Source organism: Streptomyces sp. Rer75 (assembly GCF_013414305.1).
GTDB classification, from domain to species: Bacteria; Actinomycetota; Actinomycetes; order Streptomycetales; family Streptomycetaceae; genus Streptomyces; species Streptomyces himastatinicus.
In genome coordinates this window covers 10,290,082-10,305,986 of record NZ_CP058693.1, presented here as the reverse complement: position 1 = coordinate 10,305,986, position 15,905 = coordinate 10,290,082, and the positions used below count along the sequence as shown (strand labels likewise).

The window sequence follows — 15,905 nt, the reverse complement described above, 5'->3', positions numbered from 1 at the left end:
AGGAACAGCACGCCGGAGCGGACGGTGGCGGCGCTCACCTTGTTCCGCATCTCGTTCGCGTAGTGCTGGCCCTGGGGGACCTCCCGGAGCGGGTTGGGCACGAAGGCGCCCGGGTTGTTCCGCCCGTAGGCGCGACGGGGCGGGACGGCGCTGTCCTTCGGGGAACCCGACCGGCACGTCACCAGGCCGAGCCAGTACTCCTTCTTGTTCTGGAGGAGGTTGGTGAAGCTCTTGCGCTTCTTCAGCCACTTGGCGCCCCCGGCGCCCGGCGCCCGGTGCGTGGTCCCGTCGTCCAGCGCGAAGGACGTGAAGCCCGCCCCGCCGTGGGCGGCGAAGAATGCCTTCAGCTTCCCCCGGGCGGCCGGTTCCAGGGAGAACGTCCTGGAGTAGGTGCCGGTGGCGAAGTTGAAGTGCACGTACTTCGTCACCTGGTCGAGGTTGCTGTACGCGTCCTCCCGTACGGCCAGCTCCCCGGGCTGGAAGGAGGCACGGCCGATCTGCCGTGCCGTCAGCTCACTGGCCAGGGGCGAGGAGCGCACGTCCGCGTGCCAGTCCTCGTCGTGTTCCCCCTCATCCAGGTCGGGCAGCATGCCGGGCGGGACGGGGAACCACGAGCCCACCGGGCGCCCGGAAGCCGTGTAGACCGCGAGGGTCAGGCGGCCGTCGTCCGTGGTCATCAGCCGTACATCGCCGCTGTGCGCCCATACGGTGCGGCCCGTCCGCTCCGCCAGCAGCCTCGCCACGTACTGTTCGCCGTCCCCGGCGAACGGCATGGCCAGCACGATCGGAGCGCCCGCGGGGAGGTTCGCCAGCTCCGGGTCCTTCAGGACCTCCTCCACGAACCGCTCGACGCTCACGGACCGCGTCGTGCGGTCCATCGCCGGGATCGTCACCCGGCCGCCGTTCATGGTGGCCGCCAGCAGGTACGGCGTGGGGCCGCCGTGCCACCCCGGGACCTTCGATCCGAGGAGCCGGGGGGTGGTGCCCGGCTGCTCCTCCAGGAGCCCGATGGTGTCCGTGTACAGCTCGCTGTCGGGCAGGCCCGTCCAGTTCAGGCCCGGGGCCCGGGCACCGCCCGTGGTGAAACGGTGGTCCGCGTAGCGTTCCGCCTCCTTCTCGGCGCGGTACGCCGCCACCTCCGCCAGACTGCCCGCCCGGCCGTCCCTCATCGCCAGGTCGGTCACCCCGTACAGGTCCGCGCGCAGGGCGCCCGTGACCGGTGTGGTGTCGTCCAGGCCCAGGACCCGCCTGGCCAGGGCGGCCGGGTGGAACGGCCCGTCCCGCAGACCCGGCTCGGCCTGCCGCAGCTCGTCCAGCCGCAGTGCCGTCGCCGAGTGCCGGTGGGGGGTGATCCCGATCGTCACCGGGCCGGAGGCCGGGCTCGGTGACGTCGTGCCGCCGGTCATCACGAGGATGCCGAAGTCGCCCGCGGACAAGCCCTCGTCGGCCGCGCCGAGCGCGGTCAGCGCCCGGTCGAGGTGGCGCCGGAACACCGCGGCCACCGCCTCGGCCCGCGGGCGGGCGAGCTGCCGGGCCGCTCCGCTGCCGTATCCGGTGATGCGGATCGGGGACTTGGGCAGCCTCGCCCGCTTGTTCCGCAGGCCGGTCTCGGCCACCCGGGCCGCCAGCCGTGCGATCTCCGCCTCCTGGTCCGCGGACACCTCGGCGGACTGATCGTCGAACGCCACCGTGCTCGACCGCGGCAGTACGGACTGCCCGGGCGAGGAGGCGGCGGGCGTGGCGGAGGGAGCGGACGGCGCCGTGGCGACCGGAGCGGCCGGCGGATCGCCGACGGGCACGGTGTGCACCCGGTCCGAGTCGATCCGGGCGGCCAGCTCCGCGATCTGGTCCGGGGACAGGCGCGGGGCAGGCACCGGCGGCGCCGCGGACGGGGCCGCCGACCGCTGCGCGGGTCCGGCGGCCGACGCCTTCGCCAGGGCGGAGCGGACCGCCGGGGGCAGCGGTGGCAGCGGTGCTCCCCACGACGGCGAGGCCGCCGGGGGCGGGAGTGTGACGCTCCGGGGCACCGGGGCCGGCACCGGGCGCGGGGCGTCGGCCGGAACGTTCGGGAAGGTGGGGTTCGTGACGAGGATGTCCACGGCCATCGGTGCCGCGCCGCCCGTGGACATCGGCTTCAGGGACAGCAGCGAGTTCCGGGCGCCGGGCGGCGTGGTCCGCTCGGTGGGGAAGTCGGTCGACCAGATCGGCCGGCCCAGCCGCTGGGCGAGCTTCGTCGCGAGGTCGGGAACGTACTGGTCGAGTTCCGAGATGTCCAGGAAGACGGGGGTCGCCAGCGGCTTGACGAGCAGATGCCGGTCGCGGGCCACCAGTTCGGTGAACTCCGCGACCGTCATGCTGTGGTGCTTACCGTCGACGAACACCCGGAGCTTGCCCGGGTTGTTCCGGTCCACCGTGGCCCGCACCACATACGGATACGGCCTGTCCTGGCCCAGCGCGTCCTTGCCCCCCACCCACGGCGCGTCCTCGAGACCGTCCGGCGTCATGACCTTCGACAGGTTCAGGGGCGGGGTGTTCGGCGCGTCCACCCAATGGCGTTCGGACGCCAGCCCCGGATCTCCGTCGGGGCGGAACCGGGCGGTGCTGTCCGTCAGGGCGCCCAGGCCCGCTACGTACGCCGCCCTCAGCGCCGCGGGGTCGGACCCGTCCTGCCCACGCGCGAACATCGCGGTCATGATCCACCGGGTGGCATCGCGCAGGGCGTCGTCGGGCGTCGCGTCGAGGGCCTGGCCGATGAGCCGGTCGAGGTCCGCGCCGGGCCGGGCCAGGGCCTCGTACACCTTGACCCGGGCCCAGAACAGTCTGGAGATCTCGGCGGGTCCCGCGTCCTGCGGGTCGTCGAGTTCCAGCGCCCCGGCTGCCTCCTTGGCCGGGTTGACACCGCTCAGCCAGGTGGCCGCCTCGTCCAGGGGCCCCGGAAGCCCCGGGGCGAAGGCCGTCAGGGCCGTACCGGGAGCCGCGTTCGCCGCGGCGGTGAGCACCGCGCGGTAGTCGTCGTGACGGGCCTCGGTCCGTCCCTCGGGCAGCCGGGCGGTGACGACCCGCTGGAAGAAGTCCAGGGTGAACCGGCCCGCGCCCTGGAACCGCTGGTCGGCCTGCCACATCCGATCCAGCGCGGCGGTCCCGCGCAACAGCTCCGCGTACGCCGGATCCTGGTCGATCCGGACATCGTCGTCGATCTCGTTCCCGAGCGTCAGCCGCAGCGCCCGCACCAGCCGCAGCGTCGCCGTCCCGGCCTCCTCCGGCGCCGGCCCGGGACCCGTGTGGTACCCGATCGCCCGCGCCCGGCGATCCAGCTCCTCCGCGTCCGGCTCCGGGAAGAACTCCAGGACGGTCTTCAGCCGACCCTGGGCGTCGCTGTACGACCCCACGACGTACATACCGTCGACGAAGTCCACCGAGACCGACCCGGGGAAGGCGTCGACCTTGTGCCGGGTCTCGTTCGCGACGTGCTGTCCGGTGGCGACATCGTCGAGCGGATCGGGAACGAAGACGCCCTCCAGGGAGTGCAGCGCCCCGGGGAAGACGCCGCCCCCATGGGCGATGCTCGGCACGGCACGGTCTCGGGGGGAGCCGCCCCAGCAGGAAACCAGTCGGATCCGGGCGTCCTTGGCAAGATTCCGCACGCTCTTGCGGTGCGCGAGGTATCGCGCTCCCTCCCGGGCGGGGACCACATGAACGCTGCCGTTCGTCAGCACGAAGGCCATCCCGCCCGGCATGGCGTGTCCGTCCCAGGTGTACGTCGTGCTCGAGGACGGCAGCGGGATCTTCCCCGGCACGGGCGTCCACGTGACCAGGTTCATGTGGACGTAGTGCGTCATCCTGGCGAATTGACGCTGATCGGTCTCCGTGGTCCCGACGACTTCATGGTCCGGCAGGCCGGAACGGCCGGACTGGCGCTGCGACCGCGCGTCCATGAGGGTCCGGGTTTGCACCTCCGCCCACCAGGCCGGGGCGTCCGCTCTGCGGTCGGGCGCCATACCGGGCACGCTGGGGATCCAGTCGCCCTGGTGACGGTGGTGTTCGAAGAGCACGGCGACGTTGGCGGGCTTCTGGGTGTTCATGAGCGCCATACCGGAGTGCGCCCACACCGTCCGGCCGGTCCGCTCCGCCAGCAGCCGCGGCAGATCCAGCCCCTGGTCACCCGCGAACGGAACGGCCAGCACGATCGGGTGGTCCTTCGGTAGACCCTGCCGCTCCAGATCGCGTGCCACCAGCTCGACGAACTCGTCGATGCGCAGCACCTGGAGCGTCCCGTCCGGCCACGGCACGGCCACCGCGTTGTGCATGCCCGAGGCCGCCACGAAGTAGGGCCTGGGCCCGCCGCGCCACGGAGCGGGGCTGCTGGTCACGAAATCGGAGCCGGTCGCGGGCCGGTGGGTGTACTCGACGTAGTCGGGATCCAGCTCGACAACCTTGTCGAGGTTCCAGCTGAGGCCCGGGACGCGGTTGCCGTCCACCATGAAGTAGCGATCCCGGTTCGGGTGGATCGCCCCCTGCTGGAAGGCGTGGTACGCGCCCAGCGCCCCCAGACTGGTCGCCCAGCCGTCCGCGATGGCGTTGGTGACCAGCTCGTACAGCTGCTCGTGGACGTCCGTGTCCACCGGCGCGGCCGGGTCGAGGTGGAGGATGCTGCGGGTGATGACATCCAGGTCCAGCGGGTCGTTCGCGAAGTCGGGATCGGTGAGGCGGAGGGCGTTCAGCGTCGCGACGGGGTCGCCGAGTTCGATCGTCACCTGACGGCGCATCGCCGCCACGTCCGCGTCCGGCGCGGTGTCGGTCTGTCCGACGTCCGCGCCGCGGCCGCGCCAGACGATGTGGAAGTCGTCGGCCACCAGCTGGCTGTCCACGGGGACGTTTCCCTGGAGGCGTTCCAGCGCGCGGTCCAGGTCCTCCATGAACTGCTCGTACACGGCGGACGCGCGCCGCAGTGCCTCGTCCTCCGCGTCCTGCGCCGTGCCCTCGCCGTAGCCGAGGAGGATCGCGGTGGGCTTGACGAGGCCCTGGGAACGCTGGTCCAGCCCGGCCCGGGCGAGCTGGTCGGCCAGGTCCCTCAGCGTCGTCCCGGCGTCCTCGGACAGCGCGTCGGCCCCCGGCGCGAAGGACACCCGCGTCAGCGGCGCGGGCCCGGACGCGGCGGCCGGGGGCGTGACCGGAACCGCGCGAATGGGCAGCGACGTTCCCGAGCCCAGCCCGGGCATCGGCGCCCCGGGCGTCGCCCGGAGCACCGGCCCGGGCTGCGGGCGGACCTGCGGTCGGGGCTTGGCGGCCGGTGCGTCGTCGGGGGCGGCGGCCGACGCGGGGTCGCTGTCGGTGTCCGAGTCGGTGTCGATGTCGGTGTCGGTGTCGGTGTCGGAACCCGAGTCGAAGACCGAGCCGACGTCGGTGTCGCTCCCGGAGTGGCTCCCGGAGTCGAAGAGGCCCGACTCGGTGTCCGGCTCCGGAGCCGTGAACAACTCCACCGGCGCGGTGAGTTCGATGGTGGTCCGCCGCAGCGCCTCCGGGTCCATGCCGGAGTCCGGACCCCCGCCACGGCTACGGGCGGTGAACTGGAGCCCCTCCGTGGTCAGCCGGTCCACCCACGGGGTGTCCGGCGCCTGAAGCCGCGTCAGCGCATCGTCCAAGTGGTCCTTGAACCACTCCAGGACAACCTCGGCCCGCTCCTGCCCCATCTCCCGCGCCCGCGCCGCCGGACCCTCACCGAACCCGGTGACCACGAAGGACGGCAACGACCGCCCCGCACGCCACTCCGCCAGCACCGACGGCGCCACCTCACGCGCCAGATCCTCGATGTCCGCCACGTCGTCCTCGGACACCATGGTCGAACCCGGATCGAACCGCAGCGTCAGCCCCCGCCCCGCCGCCGGCGCCGGACCCTCCTCCGAGGCCGCCTCGGGAGCCGGAGGCGGCACCGGGCGGGAAACGTCCTCCGGGTTCTGCGGATCGACCGGCTTCGTGGACCTCCACGCCACGTCCGCCCGGGATGCACCGGCCTGGGCGGACGGGCTCAGGGTCAGCACCGGCCGCTGCGCGCCCTGCGGCACCGACTGGCCCGTGACGGCCGAGGTGGTGAAGATCTCCCGGCCGAAGTGCTGGGCCATGTCCCGCGCCAGCCCGGGGAAGTGGCGGTCGAACTCGGGGATGTCCAGCAGCAGCGGCGTCGTGAGTTCCCGGCGGAGCAGGGAACGGTCACGGTCCAGCAGCCCGATGAACTGCCGGGGCGACAGGCTCCTGAGGACGTTTCCGAAGGACACCAGCAGACGGCCCGGGACCTTCGGGTCCACCGAGGCCCGCACCACATAGGGGGTCGGCCTGTCCTTCCCCGCCCAGGGCGCGGTCCGCACCCCGGACGGCGTTTGGACCCTCGACAGATCCGGGAAGGCGTCCTCCGGCCCGGGCCGGTAGTCGCGCCCGGACACCTGGTCCGGAGTACCGGGCGCGTGCAGGGCCGTCGTATCGGCCACAGCGCCGAGGTTGTCGAGGTGGTACGCGTACAGCACGGCCGGATCGGACCCGTCGAGCCCGATCGCGAACGCCGTGGTCATCAGCTCCCGGGTCGCGTCGCGCCCCGCGTCGTCCACCTGGTCGGTGGAGGGCAGGTCCCGCAGCTGGGCGGTCAGCTCGTCGAGGTCAACGGACGTGTCCAGCGCCTCGTACGTCTTGACCCGCGCCCAGAACATCCGGGCCCACTCGGCGTGGTAAGGCTTGGTGTCCAGGAGCAGGGCCTTGGTGGCCACCTCGGACAGGTCCACCGTGGCCTTCCACTCGGCCGCCCGCACCACCGACGAGGGCAGCGTCACGAAGTCGCTCAGCTTCATGCCGTCCGCGGCGGCCGCCGCCGCCTTCAGCACGTTCCGGTAGTCGGCCTGACGTGCCTCCGTCCGCCCTGCGGGAAGCCGCGCCTCGACGACCCGCCGGAAGAAGTCCAGCGTGAACGGACCCGTACCGCGGAGGCTCGGTTCGCGCATCCGCATCCGGTCCAGCGCGTAGGCCCCGCGCAGCAGCTCCGCGTACTCCGGGTCCTGGTCCACCTGTACGCGGTCGTCGACGTCGTTGCCCAGCGTGAACTTCAGCGCCCGCACCAGACGCAGCGTGCTCTCGCGCGCCCAGGCGGGGAGCAGGGGGCCGTCGTAGTAGGTCTTGCGCACCCGGCGGTCCAGCTCGGCGGCGTCGGGCTCGGGGTAGAACTGGGCGTACCACTGCCGTCGCCCCTGGCGGTCGGTGTACAGGACCCGGATGTAGGTGCCGTCCGGGTGCTGCCCCGTCCCGGACACGCGGATGGTGGCGTTCGTCTTGAGCCGGGTCTCGTTCGCGACATGCTGTCCGAAGGAGACTTCCCCGAGCGGGTCGGGCACGAAGGGGCCGAGGTAGGAGAAGCCCCAGCGGTCGCTCCCGGGCCCACCGGACACCAGAGCACGGTCCACGGGTGAACCGGCCCAGCAGACGACCAGTTCGTTCCAGTCGTCCTCCCCGAGCGCCCGGGTGCTCTTGCGATGCGCGAGGTACCGCGCCCCTTCGGCGTACCAGGCCTGGTGTGAGGTGCCGTCCTCCAGATAAAAGGTCACGTAGCCCGGGCCGCCGTGCATCACCCAGTGATGCCTCTTCGCCCCGGGCTTGCGCGGGTTCGGCAGCGGAACCGGATTCGAGACGTAGGTGCGGGTGGCGACGTTGAGGTGAGCGGCCTTCATCGAGTCGAGATGGCGGTAGAACTCTTCGCGACGGCTGCTCACCATCTCGGCGGGGGCGTGCGACTCGCGGCCGATCTGCTGCCCCGTGCTCGCGCTGATGACCGTCCGGGTGGCCACCTTGCGCCACCAGGCCGGAAATTTCGTGGCCCGGTCCGGTGCCATTCCGGGCGGGCTGGGGACCCAGTCGCCCTTGACGTCCGTGTTCTTGAACAGGACCCCGATGTGGGGGGCGTCGGCCGTGGCCAAGCCGCTGTGCGACCACACCATCCGGCCCGTCCGGTCCGCCAGCAGCCGCGGCAGGTCGAGTTCCCGGTCACCGGCGCGGGGAATGGCCAGCACGATCGGCACGTCGAGCGGCAGCCCGGACAGCTCCGGATCGCGCGCGACGAGTTCCACGAATTCGTCGATGGTCAGGTCCCGGGTCGTTTCGTCCGGCAGCATCACCCGCACCATGTCGTGCCGGCCCGAGGCCACCACGAGATACGGCGTCGGGCCGCCCTTCCACGGGGCGTCCTTCTCGTCGGCCACCTCGAGGCCGCCGTCCGCGGCCTCCCGCAGGATCTCGAACGTGTCCGTGTCGTCCAGGTCGAGGACCTTGTCCTTCGCCCAGTTGATGCCCGGCGCACGCGTGCCGCCCACCTTGAGGTAGCGGTCCCGGTTCGGGTCGAGCACACCCTGCCGGGCGATGTGGTAGGCGCCCAGGGCGCCCAGGTTGTCCCCCCAGCCGTCCCGGCTCGCCTCGACGACCAGGCCGTACAGGTTCCGGCGTACGGCATCGTCCACCGTGGCGTCCGCGGGCAGCCGCAGGAGGTGACGGGCCATGGCGTCGATGTCCAGTGGGCCGGTCCGCAACTGGGGATCGGTCAGCCGCATGGCGTTCAGCGTCGCCACCGGATCGAGGATCTCCAGCGTCACCTGCCGATCCGCGTCCACGGCGGCGGACGGATCGGTGTGACGACCACGGGGGCGCCCGACGATGTCGAAGTCGGCCGCCCTCAGTCGGGGCGCGCCCTGGGGGACATCGGCCTGGAGGCGGGCGAGCGCGGTGTCCAGAGCGGCCAGGAACCTGTCGCGCACGCCGTCCGTGCGCTGCTCGCTCTCCCCCAGCGCCTGCTCTGCCGCGTCCGGGCCCGTCCCCTCGCCGTACCCGGTGAAGGTCACCGCGGGGATCGGCCGACCGCTGCGCCACGTGGTCAACGCGAGGTCGGCCAGCGACCGGGCCGCGGCGTCGGTGGCGGATTCGGCATCCCGGGACAGCGTCGTGGAGCCCGCGGCGAACGGCACGTGCAGGACCGCCGCGGAGGGGGCCGCGGCACCGGGCGCGGCCACCGGCGCGGTGCGCACCGGCGCGGTGCGCACCGGCAGCGAGAACCCCCCGGGCAGCCCCGGCATTGGCGCCCCGGACGACGACTCCGAGACCGCCGAGTCGACGGCCGCCGACTCGGCCTCGGTGTCGGAGTCGGGCTCGCTCTCGGAGTCGGGGACGGAAACCGAGTCGAAGACGGAGTCGACGTCGGAGTCGACGTCGGAGTCGACGTCGGAGTCGACGTCGGTGCTGGACTCGCTGTCGAACCCCCTGGCGGCGCGCGGGACCGGGGGGCGCACCGGGGAGGGGACGAGCTCCGGATTCTGCGGATCGACGGGGTGTGTGGGCTTCGGCTCCCCGATCACCCAGATCCACCGGCCGAGGCGCTGGGCCACGACTTTGGTCAGGTCGGGGGCATGGGCGACGAGTCCCTGGATGTCCAGCAGGACCGGAGTCGTCAGGTCCTCGTACGACAGGTCTTCGTCGCGGGCCAGCAGCTCCGCGAACTCCTGGGGCGACAGGCTCCTGGTGAGGGGACGGCCGGTGTAGGACTCGAAGGTGACGAGCACCCGGCCCGGGGCGTTCGGGTCGACCTTGGCGTGCACCGTGTACGGAACGGGCTTGTACTCGCCCGACGTGTACTTCCCGGCCCACGGAGCGGCCACCGGCCCCGAAGGCGTCTGGACCTTCGACAGGTCCGGGGCCGCGCCGTTCAAAGACCCCAGGAAATCCCGTCCCGCCACCTCATCCGGAGCGCCGGGCTTGGACAGGGCGGTGGTGTTGGACAGAGCGCCGTTCATGTCGAGGAGGAGCCCGACCATGACGTCCGCGTCGGATCCGTCGAACCCTTGGGCGAACGCCGTCGTCACGAGATCCCGGGTGAAGTCGCGCTGCCTGTCGGTCACTTGGCCGACCGAGGGAAGGTCGTACAGGTGAGCGGTGATCCTGTCGAGGCCGGACGCGTCCCACGCTTCCAGCATCTTGACCCGCGCCCAGAACATCCGGGACCACTCGGGCGTGCCCACGTGGTTGGAGCCGCGCAAGTGCAGAGCCCGGCGGGCCGCACCGACGACGTCCGCGGTGTCGAGCCAGTCGGCCGCGTCGTCCAGCGACGAGGGCAGCGTCACGAATTCCGCGAGCCTGGTACCGGCAGAGGCGGCAGCCGCCCGCTTGAGCACGTTCCGGTAGTCCCCCTGGCGCGCCTTCGTGCCGTCAGGAAGCGTCGCCGCGACGACCCGGTCGAAGAAGTCCAGCGTGAAGGGGCCCGCGTCGGAGAACCGCAGGTCGAGCCGCCACATCCGGTCCAGCGCGGCGGCTCCGCGCAGCAGTTCCGCGTACTCCGGGTCCTGCTCGATCCGGACGTCGTCGTCGATCTCCTTGCCCAGCGTCAGCCGCAGCGCCCGCACCAGCCGCAGCGTCGCCGTCCCGGCCTCCTCCGGCACCGGCCCGGGACCCGTGTGGTACCCGATCGCCCGCGCCCGGCGGTCCAACTCCTCGGCATCGGGCTCAGGGAAGTACTGCTCGTACGACCCCCGCCGCCCCTGGGCGTCGGTGTACAGAACCCGGATGTGGTCGCCGTCGAGGGTCGCGGTCCCATCCATGAGGATGGTGCCGTTCACCTTCTGCCGGGTCTCGTTCGCGACATGTTGCCCGACAGCGACGTTCGCGAGCGGGTCGGGCACGAAGGAGCTGGGGAAGCTGTCGTTGAGGCCGTGACGGTGCGCGTCCACGCCACGGTGCCGGGGCGAACCGGCGTAGCAGAGCACCAGCTCGATCCAGTCGTCCTTGTCGAGCTCCTGCACGCTCCTGCGGCGCGCGAGGTACCGCGCCCCCTCTTCGTTCGGGGCCCGGTAGACGGTGCCGTCCTCCAGCGGGAACTCGATGTAGCCGGGCACGCCGTGCGCGTCGAAGAAGTACCTCCGCGTTCCCGGCTTGCCCCGCGTCGGCAGGGGGAGCTTCCCGGGGACGATCTTCCCCAGCGCGATGTTCAAGTGGGCGAAATGCGTCATCTCCTCGAGATGACGCTGCTCCGCTTCCAACCCCTTCCCGGCGACCTCCTCGGGGCGGAGTGCGGTGCGACCGATGCGCCGCCCCTTCGTGCTGACGAGGGTCCGGTTGACCACCTTGCGCCACCAGCTGGGAGCGTCCGCGGCCCCGCCGGGCGCCTTGCCGGGCCGACTGGGGATCCAGTCGCCCTCGATGCGACCGACCTGGTGGATCACGCCGATGCCGTACGTCTGCGGCCCGACCTCGTGGATCGTGACACGTCCGCTGTGCGCCCACACCGTCAGGCCCGTCCGGTCCGCCAGCTTCTGCGGCAGATCGAGCCCCCGGTCACCGCCGTGGGGAATGGCCAGGACGATCGGGGTGCCCGGAGGCGCTCCGGTCAGCTCCAGGTCGGTCGCGACCAGTTCGACGAACTCGTCGACGGTCAGGTCGTGTGCCGTACCGTCCGGCCACGTCGCCGTCACGCGGTCGTGGCCACCCTCGGCCCCCACGACATACGGGAAGTGACTCGTCCCCCACGGGACGTGGTTCCAGCCGAGCGTGTCGAACCCGCCACCGGGACGTGCTCGCAGTGTGGCGACACTGCTGAGGTCTATCGCGGCGACCTTTGCCGCCAGGCTCCAGTTGATACCCGCGACACGATGGCCGCCCAGCGTGAAGTGACGCTCCCGCTGGCTGGAGATCACACCCTCCACGAACGCGTGGTACGCGCCCAGCGCACCCAGGCTGCCCGCCCAGTCGTTCAGGTACGCGGAGGCCACCAGCTCGTAGAGCCGATCGCGGACATCGGCTTCCACGGGGGTGTTCTCGGGGAGGTGGAGGGGGCGGCGGGCCATGGCGTCCACGTCCAACGGCTCGTACCGCAGGTCGGGATCGGCCTTGCGCAGGTCGTTCAGCAGCGTCAGCGGCGGGACGACGTCGACCGTCACCTGGCGACGCAGCGCCGCCACGTCCGTACCCGGCAGTGTGGGCTGCCCGACGTAGCGGCCGTACCCGCGCCATTCGACGCGGAAGTCGTCGGCCTTCAGGGGGATCGTCCCCGCGGGGGCCGTGGACTGGAGCTGCCGCAGCGCGAGGTCCAGGGCCATCATGAACTCGTCGAACGCGGCAGCCGCGCGCTCGTCGGCCTCCGCGTCCGCCTGCGCGTCCGTGCCCTCGCCGTACCCGGTGAGGATCACGGAGGCGGGCGGGATCCCCCGGTCGCGGTTGGCCAGGGCGTCCCGAGCCACCTGGTAGGCCAGCCGCCCCAGCGTCCTCACGGCGTTCCTGGACACCTCCGCGGACTTCGGTGCGAAGGACACCGGCGTCGTCCGCGGCGCGGTGGAGACGGACATGACGGCCGGGCTCGTGACCGGCGCGGTGTGCACCGGCAGGGTGACCTGACCGCCCACACCGGGCATCGCCTGCCCGGACGAGGCCCGGGACACCGGCCCGCGCTCGGCCCGCGGCTGCGGCTCCGGCTTGGCCGGCGGCACCTCGTCGGGGCCGACGAACGACGCGGTCTCGGAGTCGAGGCCGAAGGCCGAGCCGTTGTCGGTGTCGGTGTCGGTGTCCGCGGGGTTCGGTACGGCCGTCGAGGTGACGGTGGTGGGCTGGGCCGGGGTGGGCGCCGGGTCGGCCGGGATGTCGCTGGACGTGGTGGCGGTCGGCTTCGGCGGGAGCGGGGCGGCCGGGGTGGTCGGCTTGGCCGGGGCCTGCGACTCGGTGGGCGTCGTGGTGCCACCGGGGGTGGGGAGGGGTGTCTGACCGAGGTCCCGCCGAAGCGTGTTGGCGAGCGCGAGGCCCGACGGCGCGTCCAGCCCGTTCCTCAGCAGGTGGTCGGCCACCTGCCGTACCGCGTCGCGGTACGTGGTCTCGGCGTGGCGGGAGTCCGCCGGGACGGGGGCCGAGGTCGGCGGCAGCACCAGGGCGACGGCCTTGTCCCAGGCCCGGTCGACATCGGCCTCGGTCGGCTGCGGAGGGGGTGTGGTCTGCGGTGCCGGGCTCTGTGACGCCGGGGGCTGTGGTGTCGCCGCCGGGCGGGCATCGCCGTCCAGCGCCGCACCCTTGAAGTCCGCGTACGCCCCGTCCCACATCCGCAGCGAGGCGTTGGCCGCCACGGTGTCGACCGCGGCCGGCCACGGGCTGGGCTGTGCCATCAGCAGACGTACCTGGTCGACCGGGGGCAGCTCGCCGATGGGAATCCGCGCGCCGGGGAGCGCCCCCACCGCTTCGTACTTGGATGGCAACGAAACGCCCGCGTCGCGCAGCGCGACCGGGGTGGCGGTGGCGTTCGGGCCGTGCAGCCGGGGCAGGTCCTCCGCCAGGCCGTCCGGCAGGTCCTCCGTCGTGAGCTGCCGCGCGATCCATTCGCGCTGGTCGTCGTTGCGCTGCGGCTGGGGCGGGGTGTGGCCGGGCTCGTTCGGGCTCGCGGCGTGCGGGGAAACGCCGAGGCCGCGCAACCGCTCGGCGGCGTCGAGCAGTTGGCCGTGCGCCTGCTGGGCGCGGGCCTGGGCGTCCGCGAGCGTGACGGGGTTGTCCGCGCCGGTGTCGGCCTTGGGCTCCACGCCGTTGCCGAGCTCATCGACGGTGCGGATGGCGTCGGCGTACGTGGTCAGCGCGTCGTCGTACGTGGTGCGCGCCTGGATGATGTCGGCCTGGCGCTGGGCGCCCGGGACACCGCTTCCGGGGGTACGCGGGGCGTCGCCGAGGTGCGGCGCGTTCTTGTCGAGGCCCGTGTCGGTGTCGGAGTCGTAGCCGTCGCCGAGTTCCTCGTCGGACCGCGAGACGACCGGGACGTTCGACGGCGGACCGTTCAGGACGCCGGGGTTGTTCGGTATGGCGGGGTTGTTGAGCGCGGCGGGGTTGTTGAGTACGGCAGGGTTGTTCAGCGAGCCGGGGTCGTTGAACGCGGCAGAGTTGTTGAACGAGCCGGGGTCGTTCAGGGTGTGCGGGGTGTTGAAGGCGCTCGGGTTGTTCAGCAGGTTCGGCGACTTCGGCGCGTCCGGGCCGGTGGGCGTGGCTATCGGGTCCGGCGTGTCCAGCACGGATGCGATGTTCTGGAACTCCGGGGACGTGACGAGGGAGTTCGGGTCCTTGATGAGGTCCAGGCTCTTCGGATAGCCGCCCATGGCGCCCGGGCCAGCCACGATGTTCGACGGCGTGACCGTCGGCGTGTTCGTGAAGGACGAGTCCGGGTTGTCGCCGATGGTGCTGCTGTCGTAGGACGTGACCGACGAGGTCTCCGAGAAGCCCGGGTCCGAGTCCCTGTCGAAGACGGCCGGGTCGTACGACGAGACGGACGAGGTGTCCGAGCTGTCGTAGTCGATCGGATGGACCGGCGGCGGCGTGTTGCCGGCACCGGGAGCCGGGGTGTTCGGAGGGGGCGGGACCGAGGAGCCCACGGTCGTGGGAGGCGTGGCGGGAATGTGAGGGGGAGGCGGGACGTTCTTCGGGCCGTCGCCCTGGGTGACCGTGGAATGGTTTCCGGCACCTTGGCTGAGGAGGCGCTCGATCAGGATTGCGCTGGAGTTCTTCTGGAACTCGGTAAAGATGTTCCCGTCGGGGAAGATCTTGGTGTGCAGGGACTCGGCACCCTGCGCCACGGGCCCGTGCATGAATATCTCGGATACCCCGCTGAGGCCGGAGCCGACGAGGTCCATCCAGTTCCATTTGCCCAGGACGATCGCCACGGCGATCGTCTCGCCGAAGCCCTCGGCCGCGAACGCCGACGGGATGTCGAATATCGCGTTGTTCGCGTTATGCGTGGTGAAAATGTTCTTGAATCGAATCTCGAACTTACCGAAAACATCCTTGCCGAAATTGTTCTTGAAGACGTTCGACAGGACGTTCTTGAGGTTGAACGCTCCAGCACCTAATTGGCCGATGAAGAATCCGGCCAGTCCGCCGACCGCCGCCGAGATTCCGACGTCTTTCCAGTCGATCCCCCCGGCCTGCTGTTCGGGGGGATTGATGGCCATGGCCGTCAGCTGAACGGCGAGACTCGTCACGGCTTCCTCGATCGCCTGGCCCAGCGACGGGAAGAACTGGATGTACCGCAGGAGACGATCCACCGTCATCAGGATCGCCAGCCTGGCCCTCATCCGGGCCAGGATCATCTCCGAAGCCGAGGCACCACCGGTGAACACGGAGACCGCCGCCAGGATCGCCAGCTCCAGGATCAGCGCGATGATCTCGGCGATGATCTCGAAGTGCGCCTTCTGGATCTGTAGGGACAGCTTGCCCTGGTTGTCGGCGAACAGATCCATCTGCTGCGCGAACTGCTGAAAGGCGTCGCCGCCATTTCTGTTCACCACCTGGGACAACGACTGCTCATAGGCGTCGGCCACATTCGGCGGGAGGGAGTCCCTCACCTCGGCGATCGAGTCCAGAATCCGCCCGCGCATGTCGAGGACCCAGGAACCGAGCTCCGTGTAGAGGTCACGGCTGACCCAGGCCTTGCCCGCCTTGGCCTGAAGCGGCTTTGTGCCGAGCAGGGCGAAGAGCATGCCCTCGACCTCTTCGGGATACTCGATGTCGTACATCTAGCGCTTCCCGTGGCCACCGTTACGGTAGTTGTCCGCGCTCACCTTGGCCTCGTTGATCCTGTCCCCGACCGCCCCCTGGTTCAGCCCGATGCTGCGCAGACTCTCGTGCACGGCCGCCTCCAATCCGACCATGAACTGGGCCACGCCGTCGACAAACCCGTCGCAGCTCTCGTTCTGAGCCAGCCACTGCGGCTCGGTCTTCTGGAAGAACTCGTCGTCGTCTCCGTTCCAGTCGTCGACCCCGTCCCTCAGGCTCTTGAACCGGGCCTTCGCCTCCTTCGGCGCCTCCGCGTTCTCTCGGATTCCGTGAAGGGCCCGCTTCATGCCCGGGGGATTCGCCTGGTAATTGTTGTAGATCAC

At 71.4% G+C, this 15,905-nt stretch carries 2 protein-coding genes (1 of these 2 running past the window's edge); both read right to left on the bottom strand.

Annotation, left to right across the window (positions count from 1 at the left end; translation table 11 throughout):
* Positions 1–15,542 carry the beginning of a lonely Cys domain-containing protein gene (locus HYQ63_RS43450; RefSeq protein ID WP_179939530.1) on the bottom strand. 34,582 nt of this gene lie to the left of the window's left edge, so only the first 15,542 of its 50,124 coding nucleotides appear in the window; it begins with the start codon at positions 15,540–15,542; its stop codon lies beyond the left edge, outside the window.
* Positions 15,543–15,905, bottom strand: coding sequence for a hypothetical protein (locus HYQ63_RS43445; RefSeq protein ID WP_179939529.1), 363 nt, complete (start codon positions 15,903–15,905; stop codon positions 15,543–15,545).